Raw genomic sequence first — 19,915 nt, 5'->3', positions numbered from 1 at the left:
CGAGGGCTGAGCGTAGCTGTCACAGCTGCACCCCGAACTGCTCCCGCATTAGGTCCACATCAAGCACGACGGTGGCGCCGTCCGCGTCACGGCTCAGCACGGGATACTGCTCGACGTTCAACAGACGCTGAGCTTGCGACAGCGCGCCGGTGAGCTGAATTGTCGCGACGCCGAGCGCCGCGGCGGCCGACTCGGGGTCGAGCCGGTGAGCCGGCCCGGCCAGCAACGCCCCCAGCAGACCTCGAATCTGCTCGTCTGTCACGGCTGCCCGCGTTGCGCGAGCCCGTTGCTCCCGATAGACGGACGAGGCCAGTACGGCCTGCGCGACCGTCGTCGGGCCGTCGGCCGTGACCGACTCGGGGAGCGTGACGTCGAACAGCGTCGGAACCACGGCACGAGACGGGGCCTTCCCGTCCTTTAGGCGGACCGACTCGGCCAGCGGCCCGCGCCACCAGCTCGGCGATTGCGGAGGCGCGAGTCGCCATCCGTCGGGTGCCTCACCGGGCACAAGCACGCTGACCGGAACCACTACTTCGGCGGGTGACGCACCACCGTGGTAGCCCGCCTTGAGCGGGCCGTACCGCAGCCGCTCGTCGACGGCAAGCACCGCGTCACCGTCATGCAATAGCACGCGAGATCCACGGACGCGGACTTCTCCGTCTGCTAGAGCCGGACCTCCGGCAGCAGGTCGGGAACGGTTGCTCGACGCCCCAATCACCGAATGCAGACGACCCTGTCGGCGCTCGACAACATGCCCATGATCGGAGGTCAGCACAACGATCCGACCGGCACGGCGGGCTCGTTCGAGCAACGGTCGCAAATGCTTGACGGTGTCGGCTGTCCACGCTGTGCCACCAGGGTCTGAACGGTCCAACGCATCGTCGATGGTGTTGAGCACGCAAGCGACGAGTGCCGTGCCGGATAGATCGTCGATAGCCGCTGCCACATCGTGGGCTAGGGCGTAACCCTCCACGCTCGTGTCCAGCGATACCTTGTGGAAAAGCCGGGTGGTCAGGCCGTGGCTCTTGGCGAGCACCTCCAGACCGTTCCGTTCTGCGTGCTGTTCGCCGACCGTCAGCTCTCCGCTGAACAGACTGGCCCGGCACACTTTGGTCAGCGAGGGCAGGGGCGCGATGGCGGCCACCCGCCTGTCGCGCTCGGTCGGCAGGCACTCCAGCCAACTGTCGTAGCGGCGCACCACGTCGTCGACGACCTCGGTGGCCACGGCCTGGCTCATGCCGTCGGCAACTATGAGCAGCACCGGGTGGCGCTTCGCAAGGGGCATGACGGTGCCGGCCAACAGGTCCTCGAGGTAGACCAGGCCAGCCGGCGCCGCCGCACGGCGCTCGGCGTGCTGTGCGAACAACTGCCCGAAGGCCGCGTCGTGAGCGTCTCGGCGTAGCCGGGCCGCTCCGAGCATCGCGCGAAGGCCTTGTGAGAGCGCTTCGTCCTCTACCCCGGTCCAGGCGTCGGCGATTGCTCGGTCGGCCCAGGCATCGTCGTCGCGGTGCCGGGCCACAAGCGCACCGACGTCGTGGGCGGCAGCCGCGGGTTGGGCGAGCCAGCGCGCCAAGCGGACACCGGCAAGCGCGCGGGGTACGCGTACTTCATCAGAGTGGCGAGATAGTGCATGCTCCTCGACTCCGCGGCGGGCGTCCTCGATGGCGGGCAGCACGATCGCGTCCACGAGCGGCCCGTCGGATCCGTCTCCGGCCATGCGAGCGGAGGCGCGATCCGCGCCCCGGCGCAGCGCGTCGCCAAGGGCGGCCAGCCGGTAGGAGAGGCCGCGCCGCAAGACTGCTGACTCCGCCGCGAGTGAGCCGGCTTCCAGCCGATCGAGCAGGACTTCGGCCCGTCCGAGGACATACGCCGCCGCGTCGTGGTCACCGACAACGAGGTCGCGCGTCACCATCTCTGCCTCTGCAGCCCATGCGCTCCAGACGTGATCGGCCAGCTGTCCGCCTACTTCACGGCCTAACAGGGCGCGGGGGCCGGATCCGGGGGCGGCGGCAAGCACCACACGGGCGACGAGTCCAGCGGGGACGACATCTCCGGCCCGTCCGTTGCGAAGCAGTCGACCGATTCCCTCTCCCGGCGTTCCGCAACGCTCGGCGATCCAATCGAGCAGCGCTTCGACGAGTCGGTCGCCGGCGAGGGCCCGCAAGTCAGCGAGGGCGGTGGCTGCGTCGGCGCGGGCACTCCAGCGCAGTACGGCCGGGAGATCGAGCGGCTCTCCCGGCTTTCCGAGCTCCAGCCGGGCGGCGGCTACCGCACCGAGTGCGTGGTCGCGGGTGAGGAGAGCGGCACGGGCTGGTGCCCACCCGTCGGGTGGTGTAGCGGTCAGCAGTCCGATGGCCAGCTCTCGCGTCTGCCCACCGGTCACCAGTCGGTGATCAATGCGGGTAGCGCCAAACCGGTCCTGCACCGCCGCCCACGGGTCGGGCCGGCGCAACCGGTGCCAGACGAGATGCGCGGTGATACCAACGCCAAGTTCGGTGTCTTCGCGGTCCGTGAGCACGACGAGCCAGCGATCGGGTGCCCGGTCGAGCAGGGCCTCACGCACCGCCAGGGCTGACGGGCAGGCCACGACTCGGACGGGGACTCCGTTGTGGTCGAACTCAGTCGGACCGTCCCAATCGGGCTTCGCGCAAACACCTAGGACGCCACCGGCGAAGCGCTTGCGGTCAGCCTCGTCGAGCAGCGCCTTGATGACCGGAAGAGTGACGACAGTTGTTGTTGTCACTCGTCGACCCGCCATTCAACAACGATTTTCTTCCCCTCGTGCTCGGTCACGAACGACCGCAGCCGCGTCACCGCGTCGTCGAGGTCTGCCTGGCTCGTCACCTGGCGCCGGTCGCGTGCCACCAGTTTCTTGCGCTTGTCGTCCTTGCCCTCGTCGTCCTTGTCCTCATTTTCTTTGGAGGTGCGAAGCGCCCAGGCGAACGCTTCGTCTTCGGCGCGCTTGAGCGCTGGTTGCAAGGCCTGGGCGAGCTCGTCAGCTTTGAGAGCCGTCCGGACCCGCTCGAGGATCCCCCGAGCCTCCACGCTCCGCTCGTCGGTGCCACCCGAGGCGTCTCGCACCGGCGTGAGCCGGTCCCATGGGTACTGCTTGATGGCACCGGCCAGCAGACCGGCGGTTTCCAAAGAGCGGGCGGTGGCCTGTACCGTACCGGGCAACTCCTGCCTGGCGAGCACCTGCACGAGGGCCACTCGGTCCTGGGCAGAGATCAGCGCCTTCATTAGAGCGCGAGCCGCCAGGGCGGTCGCCAATCGACCGCCCGCGGTATTTAGATCTAGGCCGAATCGCTGGTAGACGCCCTCGAGTGCCGTCACGAGTTGCTCTGATGCCCCAGCGAATTGGCCGGCGCGCTCACTGACCGTCTGGGTCAGCTCAGTCACGGACTGGCCGGTCAGGTACGGATTGCCGACCATGTGGAATAGGCCGGCGGCCCGCTCGACGGCAGCGGTCCAGTCGCCTGCGGCAGGCAACGGTTCGGGACGAAGCTCCATTTCCGGGGTCAGGGAACCCGGGGCCGGCGCGGGGGTTACTGGCCCGCCGTAGCGGTACCAGGCCCTTGTATGCAGCACGGCCCAGGCACAAATGATGAGGTCGCTGACCTCCGGACGCAGGCCGGCCGGCGGGTTCACCGCGGCAATCCAGGCCCGCATCCGCTTCACTTCCACCGGGTCGCTTGGCGAGAGCCCGTCGCGGCCCATCGCCGTCGACAGCAGCATGTCCCAGCGGAAGCGATCGGAGCCGAAGAGGAAATGCGTCTCACCCATGTGGCCGACGCCGAGTGGGTTCGCGACTCGGCGCACCGCCTCCCGCCGGGCCGGGTCGATGAAGGCCCGGCCGTCGGGATCTTGCCGCGCCGCCTCAACAGCGTCGAGGACAGCCTTGAGGTCACTAACCCGCACCTCTCGGTCCTCTGGCTCGAAACGGGGGTGACCGGGGAATGTCGCGGCAAAGGCCTGCTCTACGAGATTGGTGAAGGCCGCCGCCAGGTCATGGCCGACCGGCGCTGCTGGATTCAGTTCCGGATGCAGGCTGAACAGCACTCGATCATGCCCCTGATGCGTCTCCAGCGTTCCAGGGGTAGCCGTAGCGGCGCCATACGCCTCCTGCACGGCCTGGCGCAGCCGATCACGCAGTGAGTCGCGCTGATTCTCAAGGATGATCTTGGCTTGTACCCGGTCGGCTTCGGCGAGGTGGTCGGCGTGCGAGGTCCAGCGGTCACCCGAGCCCCCGAACAGCCATTCGAGGATGACCAGCCGGCCCAGCTCCCGCTGTCGCTCGGCGCCGAGGAAGTGCGGCACCCAGACGACGGTGCGGGTCACCAGACCGCCATCCTTCAAGCTTTCGATACGGCTGAGGTCCTCCAGCGAACTGTGCCCCTCCTCATCCAAGGGATAGTCGATGACAAACCGCCAGGTGTGCAGGCCCGCCTCGAACGCGCCGTCAGTCAGCCAGCCACGATCCCGGACGTTGCCGAACACGACCTCGACCTCGCGCCGTGACCCCCGCCAGACCTGCACCTGCCGCGACACACCGAACGCATCGCCGCCAATGTCCTTGAGACCGAGCGCCTCCCAGACCAAGTCCTTAAGCGCTTCACGGCGACGGCCGTCGTTGTCCTCACCCTTGGCTCTTTCAACGACGCTCTCGTAGTCGACCTCCGCGATGCGCAGCCGGATGGTTGGGTTACGGGTGTCACCAGCAATCTGGATCTCGGGCACTGGAGATTGCCAACGGCGCAGCTTCGACAGCACCAGCGTGCCCTCACGCCCCCGAAAGGCGGGCGCGGTGATCGAGCCGTGGTTCAGGGCGGCGAGCCTGGACGGCGTGAGGTCCTTCAGTGCCGGCACCTCGGGGGCCACGGCGGAGAGTACGAGCGTCTTGACCAGACGGTCGTCCGCCCAGAATGAATGCTCGGGTGGTAGGCCGGCCACGTCGGACTCGGCGACTTTGTGGTCGCGGAACAACTCCGGCCGCAGCTTCTCGTGGTAAAGGGCCCGGGCGTTCTTGAATCGGCCCGCCATCTCGGGGGTGAGGGCCTGGTTACCGTCCACCACCAGGTCGAAAACATCGCCGACCGGCACCACGTCGTCGATGGTCAGGCGGTCCCTCTGGCGTACCAGCAGCTGCTGCATGACCTTGAGTGCCGTGCGGTCGCGCTGCATAGCGGAGGCCAGCGTCCGCAGAGTCGATACCAGCGCCGGGGAGAAGGGGTACGTACGCCGGAACGCCTCCTGATCCGCGCCGCGGTGGCTGTCGTCGGCGTTGACCCCGTCGAGGAGCACGTCCCACACTTCCGGCCGCCGGTCAAGCTGGCGGAAGGCGTCGTCCAGGATTGTGCGGGCGGCGGGGTCCTTCGGCTGGAGCAGCCGCTTCTCCGCCACGTATGGCAGGTTGTCGTCGCCGAGCGGGATAGTGAGGAACCGACCCTCCTGGTGGCGGAAGGCATTGTCGAGCGCGTCCTGCTCAGAACCCATGCCGCCACCCGCGTCGACGAAGTACCGGCGCAAATCCATCTGCCGGGCTACAAACGACACCAGCGGGATGGGCCGCTCGCCGGAACCGGACTCGACAAGCTTGGTGATCTTCTGTGCCTCACGGCCGAAGAGCTCTCGGTTCCGCACGCTGAAAGCCAGCCACAGCACCAGCTCGTCGAGGAACATGACGATGGCGTTGTATCCGAGGCTCTTGGCATGCCGGGAGATCGCAGCCAGTCCTTCATCGAGCGAGACGAACTCGCCGGTCGACGTAAAGGCGGTGAAGTACCCCTTCACCAGCGCAGACACCAGTCGCTGCCGGCGCTCACTGCCCGGCGCGGCGGCGCGGGCCTCGTCGTACGACTGCGCGCTCCACGGCTCCTCGCCTTCGAGCACACCGGACCAGACGTCGGCGTTGCCTGCGTGCTGGTTCAGACCGGCGAAAAAGGCATCGTCGCCAAGGCGCTGCCGCATAGCCTCGCCATCACGGAGGACAGCGTCGCCGCGGTGGACGGCGGGAAGGTCACAGTCAGGGTGAAGCGCCTGGATCTGCGCGACGTAGCCGCCGAGCACGGTCTCTTCGATGCTCCGGGCTTCCAGGAAGTGGAAAGCCAACCGAAGGATGTTCTTGCCGGCAAGTACCGGGTCATGGCGGGCGATCGCGGGCTGGAGCTCCGAGATGGCGCGGGCGTGCGGATCGTGGCCGAGCAGGGCGTAGAGCACTGCCATGAAGTGGCTCTTACCTGAGCCGAATGAGCCGGACAGGAACGCTGCTCGGCTCTGATCGTCGCGCAACGCCGAGCCGACCAGGCCAAGCGCAGAGTCGAACGACTCGGCCAGCGCGTCGGTGACGACGTACTCCTCAACAGTACGTGCAAGTCGATTACGGCCGACGCCTTCGGTGAGGCGCAACACGTAATCTTCGGCGCCGGCGGTCTCGGGAATGTCGATGATGTCGCGCAGCAGGGTGCTCATGTGGTTGTTGCCTTTCGTGCACGTCCACGCCGCGCTGGGGCTGGCCGCCAGGTAGCGAGTTGCTCTCGGGTGCGCTCCACCTGTCGACACCGGTCGGCGAGCTGTTCGCGGAAGAACTCGGCCGGTGATACCCCGCCATAGAAAGCGTCCGGCTCGGCGTGCCACTGCTCCACCCAGGGTAGTAACTCGGCCAGGCCGGCCGCCAGAGGGATCAGCTTGTCCTCACGCCAACCCTCGGCCTCCCGCTGCTGCAGGAGCTGATCGATGGCGAACGCCTGCTGCGCGTGGTCCCAGCCGGCCCAACCGAGCACGGGGGTCGGGTCGGTGTCGCGGCTCGCGTCAGGGTAGAGGATGAACCGCTCCTTCGGCACGTCGAGCTTGCCCCGGTGGTCCCAGTACTCCTTCCGGGCGAAGTCGGCCGAGGTGTACTTCGGCGGAACAGGGATCGGGCCGTTCAGGGTATTCGAACCGAACTTCTCGCCCGCATCCTCGCGGCGCTGCAACGCCCAGGTGTGCTCCCACGCCTCGCGCTTGCGCAGACCGCTGTCCTTGTACCGGTAGGCAGCCAGGTACGGCACCGCCTCCTTGGCCAACAGCTTCTCCAGGCTGGCAGCCACCGGCACGTCCGGGCGGCCCTCCCACAGCGCCAGCACGGAAACCAGGTCCGGGTCGCGCGCAACGTCGTCGGCAAGCTGCGCGACGCTGCGCGGCGTCGGCACACCGGTCCGGTCGAACCAAAACCGCTTGTCCTCCAGCCGGTCGAGCAGCCAGTCACGCAGCGCCCGCCCCTCCTGCTTCTCCCACGCCTCGCGGGCCCAGCGCCGCTTGTACTCCGGACGTTCCAGCAATCGCAGGTACGGGTGCGACTCGATCAACGCAATCCGTCGCTCAACCAGCTCCCGGTATGCCACGGGCCAGTGGGCGGGGGGTCCGGTGATCGCTGTCGAACCATGCCGGGCGAACCAGGCGGTCTGCTCCTCACCGGCCGCCATACGACGAGCGAGGACGATCTCGAAGGCCCGCTCGCCCAGCGCCAACTCCGGCAGGTCGTCCCCGAGATAGGTCAGCTCATCGTCCACCAAGCCGTAGAGCCGGTAGACCTCCCAGTCCAACTCCTCCTGCTGCGCGATCATCTCGGAGCGCGTGGCGTCGTAGGCGTGGTACGCCTCCACCAACGCCTCGCGAGTGGGGGTCCCCGCCTCGATGGTCGACAGCGGAGTCAGCCTGGCCAGCCGCTGCGCGAGCCGGTTCAGCAACCGCCCCCGGTCGAGGGGCAACGACGCAGGCAACGGAAAGTCCTGCAAAGTCGTGCCGGTAAACTCGAAAAATCGCTCCCATTCCTGATCGGCGATGCCACCCCCGTAACCGCCATTCCCCTTGTCATGGCTGTTCTGTTTGAGCCAGAAACAGGCGGTGGAGGAGTTTAACACCCCGAGCAGCACCAAATGGTCGTTCTCTGTCGCGCCATCCGCCAACTTGATGACGGGTGCATGTCGGTTATGCAGCAAGCACTCCCGAAGGAAAACGAAATGGTTCGAGGTTTGCACGAAGGCCCATGTGATGACCGGTCCGGAAGTCCGAGATTTCGCGACCTGATGCCAGGACCACCACGGCCGACCTTCTTCGCGATAGGTTGACTTCCCGAATGTAGCCCTTGCCCATAGCGTTGTTCGGTTCGGCCACATCAACCGCCAAAGCAAAGAGCCAGCGTTCAGCTTGGCTACGTTGTTTCTTTCGTAAGGGAAGATTGCTTCGTTCTTGGGCGCTACCTGGTAGTCACGAACATCATCACCCGTCAAGAACGGCCGATGCCACCCTTCATCAATCTCACGCCGAGCCAACGCACCTGCATGGAACAAGAAGGCGTCGTCTGCGTTAGTTTGGCCTGTGTAGCCAATTGACGAGGCTCTGCGCGACAAGGGCTCGGTGCCAATGCTGAGATAGCTTGCCAATTCGGAAGCGCCGCCTCCGGCCAAAGACCAAGGATGAGTAGCAAGACGCTTACGATCGAGGTCGGCAATGGTTACCCAGTCGTCGGAGTGCCCCGGCTCATCGACATACCCTGTAATTGCCGTCCACACCACGCCCTTGGCCGGCTCATCTGGGCGGCCAGGCTCGCCGCGCACCCCGAGCACCGCCCGCACCGAATCCCTCACCGGGCGGGCGTTGCGGCCTACCAGGATCACCGTTGGGGTGCCGTGGCCGGGAATGTAGGCGCCCGATGTGTCCGCAACCAACCGCAGGTCCTTTGTCGGAAAAAACTTTTCGATGAGCGGGGCGCCGAACTCACGCTTCATAAACGAGTTGCTCGTAATCTGGCCGACCCAGCCGGCTCGTTCCCCGGGCTTCGCCAGGTTGAAGAAACGCTCCATGAATGGCACCGTCAACGCATAGGTGCCCTTGAGGTAGTGATACCGGTCCCGGTACGCCTGGTTAAGCGCCTGGTCCTTGACCGCGATATAGGGCGGGTTGCCAACCACCACGTCGTAGCGGCCATTCGTCAGAATCTTTCGCAGCGCAGCTAGGTTTTCCGTCGGGTACGCATAGTTAGCCGCCGTGCGATCTACGCTGTGCTCTGGCCCGTAGTCCAGCTCAGCCTGGTCCAGGCCGTGCAGCAGGGAGTCTCCCACCGCCAGGCGGTAAGCGAAATTCGGAGCGTCCTCCAACAGCCTGTCCCCCGAAGCCTGCATCGCCGAAATGGTGAGCCGGAACCGCGCGATGGCTATCGCGAACGGGTTAAGGTCGACGCCGTGGACAGCGTCGAGGGCCTTCTGCACCCGCGCCCGGTTCTCCAGGCCGGGTTCCTTCCGGTCCCAGCGCTCAAGCAGCCGTGAAAACGCGCCCAGCAGGAAGTGCCCGGAGCCGCAGGTGGGGTCAATCAACTTAAACCCGTCGAGCGGACGCTCCTTGAGCGCCGGCTCCAGCGTGCGGTCAAGGATGAACTCCTCGACGAACACCGGGGTCTGCAGCAGCGCGTACCGGGACTGTGCCTCCTCCGACAGGTCCTGGTAGAGGTCGCCGAGGAAGCGGGTGTCCAGCTTCTCGTCCTGCAGGTCGCGCAGGAGCTCGCCCGCCTCGTCGCGCTCGCGCCAGAAGGCCAGTAGCCGGCTAGCGGCGTCACCGGACGGCGTGACCAGCCACAGTGCTGACGTATCGTCCACCAACGGCTGGCTGGCCGGGAGGCCGGCTAGATAGTCGACCGCCTGGCACAGCCACTCCCGGTCGGTGACATCAGGATTGTCGCGGGCCTCCTGGCGCAGGAACTCGGCCTGAGCGTTCAGCGCCTCGGCCCGCCGCGACTTCGGCCCGGAAATCCACACCGGCTTGACCAGGGCATTGTCCTCAGCGAAGCGAATAAAGACTGTGGTCAGCACCCACGCCACTGCGGCCTGCGTGATCCGGTCGTCCGACCACTCCTGCCACGACGCCCCGGTACGCCCGCACGCCAGCGCCGCCCGATGCTGCGCACGCCAATCGGCATCCACATCCCGCTGCGTTGCGACCCGCGCCCGCAGGTCGCCCTCCAGCGCCTTAACCTCGGCCCGCAGTTCCCCGGTCAGACTGGTCTTGGCACTCATGCGGACTCCTTCTTTAGTGATGGCGTACGCAGCCAGTCCTCGTTCAGCCGCAGGAACTGACCGCCGTGGCCAAGTCGCAGCGGTGCTCCGTCGAGCACCGGGCCGCCGCCGGATTCCTCGGGGAGCAGCAGCCACACCGCCTGCGAGCGGCGCAGCGTGATGTCGGCCAGCCGGGTCAACAACTCGGTGTGCCCGTATCGGGCCAGTGGCGCCGCCTCGACCATCAGCACAGGTCGGCTACCCTCCGGTCCCCCGGCCGACGCTGCTACGGCCGCTTCGACGGCAGGTACTGCGGCGCGAACCAGCGCCGCCAGGCCCTGCTCGGGCCGGCTGCCCGGTTCCGCAGCGTCCGCCGCCCGCACCATGTCCCATGGGACGCTCCGGCGCGCGGCCTCCTCCCGCAGCGCCCGCAGCAGCACGTCGGTTACGTCGACGACCTGCGCTCCGTAGCGCTCGACCAGCATCTGTGCGGCGACGTCCAGCCGGTGCGGCGCGACCGCGAGAGCGAGGAAGGAACGGCTGCGAACGCTCTCGGCCAACCGGGCATCCTCAGCAGTGCGGACCCCAGGGCTCGACACGACGGAAACGGCGATCACGGAGGCGCGGCTGGCCACCGTGGTGTCGGCCGGCCGCGACGGCACCGCGTACGCCTCGCCGTCCCACCGCAGCGACAACCCTGCTTCCTCTACGACCCGGTCCAAGCGGGGCCGACCGGGCAGCGGCGGCAGGTCGGGGAAGCGAGCACGTACCCGCTCGGCCAGGTCCTGGACGGTCATCCGCTGCGACGGTGCCAAACCACCCAGCGCGATCCGTACGGCGGAGGCGGGATCGAGGTCGCGGTCGTGCAGTTCGCCACGCCGGGACGCGCCGGCGCGGTTCGACATGCGGGCAGCCAGGCGTGCAAGGCGCATGTCATCCGGCGCCGGCGCCGAGGCCGGCCACACTGAGCGCAGCCGGGCCGCCACCCGGCCGACCGGCACGATGTCCTCACCTGCGGCGCGCGCTGCCGTAACCAGCTCTTCGGCCCGCGCCCCGAGCTCGTCGGCCACGTCAAGCAGTACTGGAGTGGCTGCGAGAAGTTGAGTGCGGTGGCGACGACGACGGCGGGCGATCGGCGCACGGTTGCCACCACCGCGTTCGACGATCTCGGCACGGTCCAGCGCGAGCCGCAGCAGACCCGCAATGACGCGCGACGCGTCGGCCCCAGCCGTTTCCGCCGTCAGCTCCGCGACGACGTCATCGGTGGTTCCCAATCCGCCGAGGCTGCTCAGCACATCGGAGCCGCGGGCCAGCACCGCGTCGAGCCGGTCCCTCGCCTCAGGATCAGCGGCCCACGCATCCTGGAGGCCGGCAAGGGTGCGGGAAGCCTGGGGCTGTCCGTTCACTCCGAGGGCCGGAGCGAGGTCGGTCAACGAGGCGAAGGCATCGACCGGCGCTTCCCCCTCCTCAAGGAGGCCAAGCATTCGCCGAGCGGCCTTTCGGCGAGCCGGAGTTCGAGCCACGCGTACCAACAGGTCAGCAGTGCCCCACGCATCCGAAACCGGATCGTAAATGGCGCGGGGGGTTTCCGTCTTCTCGTCACTTTTCCGAGCCGGGCCGAACCGTTCCCGCCACTGCTTGGCGCGGCTGCGCACCTCACGCCGGGTTGCGTCGGCAACCCCGGCTAGCCGGGATAGCCGCACGGGGTCCACCGCCGCCAAGTCGCCGGCAGTATTGAGCCGCAATGGCTCTAGGGCGGACAGTGCCCTGGCGGAAAGGCCCGCAGTCGCCAACGGTGTCGAGGGCTGCGCCGCGGCCGCAAGGGCGTCGGCGCCATCGGGGAGCGTAGTCCCGGTATCGGCGAAGACCGCCCGCCAGGCCGCAAGCATCTCGGTGGCCGTGTGAAAGCGGTCGCGGACGTCGCGGCGCAGCGCCCGGCGGAAGAAGTCAACCAAGGCCGCCGCCACACTCGGGTCGAAGGGCGCCGGTTCGACCGAAGCTTCATCGGCGATTACCGATGGATTGGTTCGCCCATCGCCGTAGCGGGGCACCTGGCCGGTGGCCATCTCGAAAAGGGTCACCGTCGCGGCATAGCGTTCCGCGCCGGAGTCCCAGGTCGGGCGGGTGGTAGCGCCGAGGAAGGGGTCAAGATACGGCGGCGTTCCCGCCTCCACCGCCGAGGCACCAGCCCGGGACAGCGAAAAGTCGAAGAGCACGAGGTGCTTGGCCCGGTCACCGCGCTGCTCACGAATACCGAGGTTGGCGGGCTTGATGTCGCGGTGGTCGATCCCGGCCTTGTCCAGGGCGACCAAGGCTTCGAGCAGGTCGCTTCCGTACCGCTCCAAGAGGTCGAGCGACAGGCGCGACCGCTCCCGCAGCGCCTCGGCGAGGGTCGATTCCCCTGCGCTCTCCAAGAGCAGGGCCGTGCGCGCGCCAACCAGCAGCGGCTCCTTCTCGGCGAGCCGGATCAGCCGAGAATGGTTCAGCGGCAGCAACGAGCCCAGGACCTCGGCCTCACCGCGCAGTCGCGCGGCGGCCGCGTCGTCGAGTGCGACCTTCAACACCCGACGCTCACCGCCGGCAGCGCGGTCTTCGACCAGCAAGCCGACGGCCGTGGAGCCGGAGCCGAGCCGACGCACCAGTTCGAAACGCTGGCCCAGCAGCATGCCAGGGGACGCGTCGAGTGGGTCCTCGACCACGTCGGAGGCGCCGGCGGCGGTCTCCCGGTCAACATCGTCGAGTAGTGCCAGAAACGCTTGCACGTCTGCCAGTCGTTCGGTGACGACCGGGCGTGTGGCCTGGAGTACCAGGCGGCGCAGTGAGGCGGGCACTTCCGGGACGTCAGCGACGAGATCCAGTCCCTTGTCCCGGCTAATCCGGTCGCGCAAGTCAAGCCAGTCGATGGCCGGCCGCCGCCCGCCCACTACGTGGTATGTCACCGCGCCGAGCGCGAAGACGTCCAGGCGTACCCGATCCGCACCGGGATCCCACCGGCCCTCCGGCGCGAGGTATGCCTGCGCCCTCTGCCGGTCCTGGTCTACCGCCTCACGTCCCTCCAGCGCGGCAAAGAGTCGGGTAGCCGTGCCGCTGGGCGTCTTGCTACTGCCGGGCGCATCGGCTCCAGCAACCTGCCAGTCGCCAAGTCGCACCTCGACCTCGTCGCGTTGGCGAACCAGCACGGCCGTTGGCGACAGCCCACGGTGCACCACATGATGGCGATGGGCGTAGGCCACCGCTTCGGCGAGCTGGCGGATGATGCTGATCCGCGCCGGCAGTGACAGGTCCTGACCATGGTCGTCGAGCCACAGGTCCAGGCGGCGAAATTCGTCGTCGCGCGGGTAGACCAAACCCACGCCCAGATCGTCCTCAACCAGGTCGCGGGGACGAAGGATCGAGTCGTGATGCAGCCGGCTGGTAAGCGCGTACTCCCGCTCGGCGAGCTGGAGGGTGGACCGGCGCTCCGCGTCGGAAGCGCCCGGCTTGCTAACGAAGAACCGGATCCGGGCCTCGTCCCGGCGGGCGAGTCGGTGCTCGGCCGGCCAGTCCTGCCAGCCATCGCCCTCGGCCAGTGGGGCACCGACAAGGCGCCACGAGCCGACCTCATGTTCTCTGCGCAGGGCGAAGCCGATCCGCTCGAATAGGGCGACCACCAGGTCGTCCTGGTCGATCAGACCGGCGCGCTCACCCGGCAGTGACGGCTCCAGCACTCGCTGCGCGATACTCGGCAGCCCGCTGCGCTGCTCGTGGCCATCCAGGCCGAACAGATCAGTGGCGTCGCTGGGCGGCAGCGCACATCGCCCGTTGGCCGCGTGCAGGAAGACAGAGTGCTGCACGTACGGGATGTGCCGGGAATCCAGGGTTGGCTGCAAACCGCGCAGCGCGTCGGTAATCACGCCCTTGAGGCGTTGTGCCTTGCGGCGGGCAAGCAGCAGCGGGGAGTCTTCGCTGCGCCCGTTGCGCTGCCAGCGGTACGCGTTGCCGGTGATTGTCCCCTGGTAGTGCTTGAGTTCGATCAGGTGTAACCGGCGCTCGCCCAGCACCAGCGCATCGACCTCGTACCACTTTCCGTCACGGTCCCGGAACTCAAAGTTGCTCCACGCCTGAAACGGTCCTCGATCGGGTAGCAGCTCGCGAAGGTGCGCCAGTCCTTCACGCTCATGGGGGAACTCGGATGGGGTCGTCTCGTGCCACCGAGCGCTATCTGCCCGCACGTCGCGCCACCTCCTGTTCATCCCCGGCCACCAGGGCCGACCCATCGTTCCAGAACCCACGCCGGCAGCTCCGGGTGGTCGTCATCGCCCGCACCTTGTTGGTCTGCTAGTCGACGACGCTGACACCGAGCGCACCTGTCAGGCGTTTCCGCATGCGGGCCTTTCGCTCCTCGAAGAAGCTCAGGAAGCCGCCCATGTCGGCGGGCAGACTGATCAGGTCGTTGTCCCGCTCGTACGTCTCCTGCTCGGCGTCGGTGGCGAACGCGGTCGGCAGCCACTCGGCCGGCAGCTTCGCCCGCTTTTCGACGTTCGGCACCCCGCCGAGCAACTGCAGGTTGGGCAGCAAGTCCGTGCAGGCCTCGTACTTCTCCAGGAGGTCCTCGCCGATGCCGGCGTCGCGCAACTGCTTACGGCGGAACCGTACGCGCGGGAAGATGTGGTCCTCGTGGAACTCCTTTGACAGATCGAGCCCGGGGTAGAGCAGCGCCAGCACTGGGAAGGTGCGAGGGCTCGCGTACTTGAGCTCCAGCAGCTCGTCGATCTCGGTGGGGTCGAAGGAGAGCGACTTACCGAGCGCGGCCATCTCCTTCTCGATTTCGGCAGCCGGGAACCCGTCGGCACCATTCATATCGATCGCCTGACGGATGCGGCCGAGCAGGCTGTCGAGGCCGGAACCCCAGATGCCCCGTTTGACCAGTGAACGTGTAACCCACTGGCGGACGGCGAACCGGTCCTTGGCGTCGGCGCCGGAAGTCAGGTAGTTGTCGGTCAGCTCCCGGTAGGCCAGGTAGTAGGCCAGCGGCACCACCACGCTGGCCGCGGTCAGCGTACGAGCGGTGAAGCCGAAGGTGTCGAGCAGCGCGGCCGCCCGGGTGAGCGCAGCCCGAGTGGTGCCCCACGAATCCTCGACCTTGCGCATGTTGCTCTCGGTGAAATTGGAGACCTGGAACCGCAAGTCGACGCCGGCCACCATCAGGGCGGTCTTGAGCACCACATCCTTCGAGAAGGAAAAGGCCCGCGCTCCGCCGGTGTTGAGCTCTTGCACCAGCTTGCGGACCTCCTCGCGCGCGTCGAGGTGCAGCCACTGGTTGGTGGCCATTGACAGCAGCAGGTCCGAGTACGACAGCGTGGTACCGCCGCTGTTGACGCGCACGAAGATGTCGAGGACCTTGTCGGAGTCCTGGGTCTGCTCAAGGAAGTAGTTGATGGGCTTCTGAACCCGTACCGCCTTGTAGAGGTCGTAGAGCCGCTGGTAGCAGTCGGGGCTGCTCATGTCGAGGTTCCGATGGGTCAGCTCTCCATAGAGCGCCGGCCCGGCATCGGCCAGGCCGAGTACAGCGCCCACGCGGTACCAGCGGTCGGGCTCGCCGTCCTTCGGCTGCGCCTCCTGGTCAGTGAGGAACCTCAGATCGTAGCGCAGCCCCAGCTCATTGGCGTCCGCTTCCTTCTGTAGGTTCAGGTAGAGCCTCTTCTTGGGGAACGCGTCCGCACTGCTCCACCAGGCGTACTTGCGCTTCTCTGCGTGACTGCCATAGATGGCGATGTTGAGCGCGGTCAGCCGCTGTTGACCGTCCAGCACGGCAATGATGCCGCTGCCCGTCGGCACGGTCGCCTTGGCGGCGTACGGATTGTCCCGCTCGTGATAGTCGGTGAGGAAGTCGTAGAACGTGTACTTGGTGGCAGTCTCTGGCCCCACCTTCCACAGCAAGAAGGACCCGATCGGATAGCCGCGCATGAGGCTGTCGAACAGTCGGCGAATCTGATCTGGGTTCCAGACGAACTCGCGCTGGATCGCCGGAAGGAGGTACTCCTTGCGGTGGATCGCGGTCAGGATTTCTTCCACTGAAACCGGGGTCTGGAAGGCCACTGCTCTCTTCTCCCTCGGCCGACTCATCGGCGTTCACGGGTAACAGGACGGGGGGATATGTCGTAAGCGCTCACGTATGGCCCGGCGGGCTCCTGTAGGCGGCCAACCGATACATCACTGACTGGTTCGCTTCCCAGCCATCGGGGAACTTGACCGGCACGTTGAGGTGCACCGGCTCGGTCGACGGGTGGGCGTCGAGCAGCTCGGCGATCCCCGCCCGGGCCACCACGATACAGGCGTGTCGATGCCGTGAGGTGAGCACGCAAAGCCGCCCTGACTCCAGGTGGAACGCGGTCGCGTCCCGCCGGCCGGACAGCGGATGCAACACGATCATCACGTCGTATTCCCGGCCCTGGAGCCGGTTGGCGGTGTCGACGGTGATGTCCGCTCCGGGCGCGCCAAGCTGCGCGCGGATGGCCGCGACCTGGTCGCGGTGCGCGGCCCCGATGGCGATCCGCTCCGCGGTAACCGGCGCTCCCCCCGGTTCGCGTTCCGAGACCGCGACCGCTCCCCGCTCCAGCACTCGCCGCGCCAGGGCAGCACATGCCGCAGCCGCCTCCGCGTCGGTCCGCAGCGTGTGCCGGGCCGGCAGCTCGTACAGCGCCCACCCGGTCGCCGCCGCCGTTTCCACGGCCGCATCCACCGGCCCACGCCCGAACCCGGCCGTGGTGAACGACAGCGACCGCTCACCGGCGGTCGTTCCGGCCTGGAACCCGGTGAAGGGGTAGAACGCCTGGGCCACCACCGGCGCCGCCGAGGGAGGCAGTCGCCACGACACCGGGAGCCGGTGCACCGGCAGGTCGGGGTTGTGCCGCAGCAGCGCCGCTACCGCAGACTGCATCGGGTCCCAGGTCAGCCCGGTCCACCGCTCGGTGTCGACGGTGGCGAACGGGTCGAGCTGGCCGGGGTCACCGACGAACAGGGCCCGCTCGAACCGGCTGGCAACGCGCAGCAGGGCGTCCGACCGCATCTGGTACGCCTCGTCGACGATTGCCCAGGGCCAGCGGCCCTCGGACACCATGGCCCACTTGGCGGCCGTACCGATGATGACGGACGGACCACCGAGGTCGGCGACCTTGGCGGCGACCCGGACCGTGGCGTACTGCTTGATCCGGTCGGTCGCCGTGTAGTCGGTCGCCGAGAGCCGCCCGATGTGCAGCTCCGGCGCCTTCTGCGCCAGGCGGTCGATCAGGTCGTCGACCTGTTCGTTGGTCTGCGCGATGACGATCAGCGGCTCGCCGGCGCGGGCCAGCTCGGCGGCGGCGCGGACGACGAGGGTCGACTTGCCGGCCCCGGGCGGGGAGTCGACCACGACGCCACGGTGTAGGCCGGAGCGCAGGTCGGCCAGCACCTCGGTGATGACGCGCTCGGCCTGGACCGACGGCGGGTCCGCCGGCGCGTCCGGCAGGAGCAGGGTGGTCATGGTGCTCACCGCCGTGCCGCGGCGTCGTAGTCGAACTGCCGCAGTCGGTGCCGGGCGATGTCGAGCTCGTGGGGCGTGAAGAGCGACTCGTACTCGTCCTTGACCACCAGGGCCTCCACCGTGAGGTCGAGTCGCCCCCGCTCCCACAGCGCCGCGAACCCGTCGGACACCACCGGGCTGGCGAGCAGCTTCTTGGCGGTGGCCAGCCCACCGTGAGCGGCGACCATGCCAAGGAAGTAGGTGGCGTTGTAGCCGGCCTCGCGCCGCGCCGCCTCGTACACCCCGCGCATCGCCCGCTCGAAGTCCGCGACCGTCCCCTGGTCGCCACCGGCCTGGGCCGGCACGACCGGCGCATCCTCCGAACCGGTGGTCGTCTCGGCGTCGGCGTCCGGCTCCTCGACGAACGGCTCAGCGTCAGCGAGTCCCGCCGCCTGCTCGTTGCGCCGGGCGACGTAACCGCGCAGGGCGTCGACCGAGGTAAAGACCTCGTAGCCGAGCTCCTCCATCCGGGCCAGCTCCGGGTTGGCGTCCAGCTCCAGCACGACCGGGTTACCCAGCCCCGGCTGCAGGCCGTCCGGCCAGTACGCCTCCGCCACGCCGAGCAGCCGACCGGTGGCGGGATCGGCGATCTCGCTGTCGAGGGCGGGCTCGGCGCAGCCCGCCGCCACCAGTTCCTCGACGAGGGCCTTCACCTGCCCGGCGCGGACGTCGTCGACCTCCTCCTCGGTGACCACGACCACCGGTCGCAGTGGCTCGGCGGCCGGCTTCGTGCCGTCCCGGAGGCCGGCGAGGAATCCGTTGGCGGCGTTGGCCAGCAGCTCCCGGCGGGCGGCGAGGAAGTCCAGGTAGCGGTCGGGCCGCCACAGCTGCGGGTCGGTCGGAATCCACTGGGATTCGAGCGCGTCCGGGTGCTTCTGCTCGGTCTCGGCGAAGTACTCCTCCGGAGGCCGCTTGCCGATCGCGAGGTTGGTCTGCTGGGTCAGGAAGGAGAAGTTGGCAACGGCGTTGACCTCGGACCGGCCGTAGCCGTGCTTGTACAGCAGCGCCTTGGGGAAGATGTGGTGGACCTGCAGCGAGGTGAGGTGGCCCAGCATCTCGCTCTTGAGTTCCAGGCCGGAGCCGAAGTCGCGGGCGCCGAGCACCCGGGTGAGCAGGTAGAGCAGGGGGTAGAAGCGGGAGCCGCGGCCGAAGCCCTCGAAGTCCTGGCCGTCGATCACCAGGTTGCCGCCGCGCCAGCGGCTGAGGCTGGTGATCAGGCCGTCGATGCCGCTGCGGGCGACCGTCTCGTAGTCCTGGGTCAGGATCGTCTCGGTGGAGCCGGCGAAGCGTCCCCACAGCGCGGCGTGGATGTACCAGAAGAGCATCCGGTCGCGCTGAGTGGCGTCGGCGAACGTGCCGCCGTTGAGGTGCAGGAAGCGGGAGACCACCGGGAAGGCGTAGCGGCCCATCAGCACCCGGTCGTGGTCCAGGCCGAGCCGCCCGGAAATCACGTCGAGGAACCCGCTGAGGTAGCGCTCGCTGGAGGTAAGCGCCTGCGCGAAGTCAGTCGAGCCGACTCCCTCCAGGGACTCGAACTGGGCCCGGCCCGTCGCTACCGCGTTGACGTTCCGCAGCAGCCAGTCGAGGTTGAACTGGAACCCGGCGGTCGACCAGGTGCCCAGGTGCTTGCGCATCGTCGAGCGGGCCTCGGGCCAGTCGGCGCAGATCTTCGCCAGCGCCAGGTCACCCTTGGAGAGCTTGGTGCCGCCCGAGTTGACCCGGTTGAAGATGTCGACGACCACATCGACGCCCTTGTCCGCGCCGGTAATCTTCTCCTGGTGGAACTCCCGTTCGAGGATGTTCCGCAGCCGGATGAGCCGACCCATGTAGGTCGCGAAGTGCGGCATGGTGTCCGGGTGCGCCGTGAGGTTTCCGATCTGCGGTTCGATGCCGTCGATGAAGAGCTCGGTGACGTCGACCCAGGTGGGGTCGTCCCTCATTTTCGCCGGCGCGTAGAACTCGAAGGTCTCTTCCTCGACGTTGAACCGCAGGCCGGTGAAGGCGGCCGGGTCACCCTCGAAGAACGCCGGCGGCTTGCCGCGGACCACCCCGTAGAGAGAGGTGATCCGCTGCTGCCCGTCGAGGAGCAGTTGCTTCACCCCACCGCCGACGTGGTCGCTGCCACGGACCGAGCCGTGGTCGGCTTCCGTCTCCCAGACCAGCAGCCCGCCGACTGGGAAGCCGAGGTAGAGCGAGCGCATCAGGCCGCGTACCTGATCCCGGTTCCATACGTAGCCGCGCTGGAACTCGGGCAACAGCACGGTGCCCGAGTCAATCTGGTCGAGGATGGTGCCCAACTTGCTCAACTCAGCTCCCCCACGGATCTGATTGGTTGGTCGTTGACTAGCAC

General features: G+C 67.9%; 7 protein-coding genes. All 7 read right to left on the bottom strand.

Going from position 1 to position 19,915, the window contains the following annotated elements; genetic code table 11:
• Nucleotides 1-19 precede the first annotated feature (19 nt).
• The 7 genes from pglZ to OG470_RS12705 all read right to left on the bottom strand — a co-directional run bounded on the left by pglZ (nt 20) and on the right by OG470_RS12705 (nt 19,871).
• Entirely contained in the window at nt 20-2,743 is a 2,724-nt protein-coding gene (gene pglZ / locus OG470_RS12735; protein ID WP_328423930.1) for a BREX-2 system phosphatase PglZ, read from the bottom strand.
• Nucleotides 2,740-6,468: a DUF6079 family protein gene (locus OG470_RS12730; RefSeq protein WP_328423928.1), complete on the bottom strand. Its 3,729-nt coding sequence runs from the start codon at nt 6,466-6,468 to the stop codon at nt 2,740-2,742. Before OG470_RS12730 ends, pglZ begins: the two co-directional genes overlap by 4 nt.
• Nucleotides 6,465-10,046 carry a BREX-2 system adenine-specific DNA-methyltransferase PglX gene (pglX, locus tag OG470_RS12725; RefSeq protein WP_328423926.1) on the bottom strand — a complete coding sequence of 1,194 codons (3,582 nt, stop codon included), beginning with the start codon at nt 10,044-10,046 and terminating at the stop codon, nt 6,465-6,467. The genes OG470_RS12730 and pglX overlap by 4 nt, the downstream gene beginning before the upstream one ends.
• Complete coding sequence (gene pglW, locus OG470_RS12720) at nt 10,043-14,236, bottom strand: BREX system serine/threonine kinase PglW (protein WP_328423924.1); 4,194 nt, start codon at nt 14,234-14,236, stop codon at nt 10,043-10,045. The genes pglX and pglW overlap by 4 nt, the downstream gene beginning before the upstream one ends.
• Before the next feature lie 106 nt (nt 14,237-14,342).
• Nucleotides 14,343-16,103 carry a DUF262 domain-containing protein gene (locus OG470_RS12715; protein WP_328423922.1) on the bottom strand — a complete coding sequence of 587 codons (1,761 nt, stop codon included), beginning with the start codon at nt 16,101-16,103 and terminating at the stop codon, nt 14,343-14,345.
• A 70-nt stretch (nt 16,104-16,173) separates the two neighbouring features.
• Nucleotides 16,174-17,526 carry an AAA domain-containing protein gene (locus tag OG470_RS12710; RefSeq protein WP_328423920.1) on the bottom strand — a complete coding sequence of 451 codons (1,353 nt, stop codon included), beginning with the start codon at nt 17,524-17,526 and terminating at the stop codon, nt 16,174-16,176.
• A 5-nt stretch (nt 17,527-17,531) separates the two neighbouring features.
• Complete coding sequence (locus OG470_RS12705; protein WP_328423918.1) at nt 17,532-19,871, bottom strand: GmrSD restriction endonuclease domain-containing protein; 2,340 nt, start codon at nt 19,869-19,871, stop codon at nt 17,532-17,534.
• Nucleotides 19,872-19,915 lie beyond the last annotated feature (44 nt).

Origin of the sequence: Micromonospora sp. NBC_00389, from assembly GCF_036059255.1 — a bacterium.
In the GTDB taxonomy this organism is placed as follows: domain Bacteria; phylum Actinomycetota; class Actinomycetes; order Mycobacteriales; family Micromonosporaceae; genus Micromonospora.
The sequence above is the reverse complement of the archived record's forward strand: the minus strand, read 5'-3'. Positions and strand labels throughout refer to the sequence as shown.

Coding starts and splice junctions, on each gene's coding strand:
- OG470_RS12730 (WP_328423928.1), bottom strand. CDS start 6,468: ATGAGCACCCTGCTGCGCGACATCATCGACATTCCCGAGACCGCCGGC.
- pglX (WP_328423926.1), bottom strand. CDS start 10,046: ATGAGTGCCAAGACCAGTCTGACCGGGGAACTGCGGGCCGAGGTTAAG.
- OG470_RS12710 (WP_328423920.1), bottom strand. CDS start 17,526: ATGACCACCCTGCTCCTGCCGGACGCGCCGGCGGACCCGCCGTCGGTC.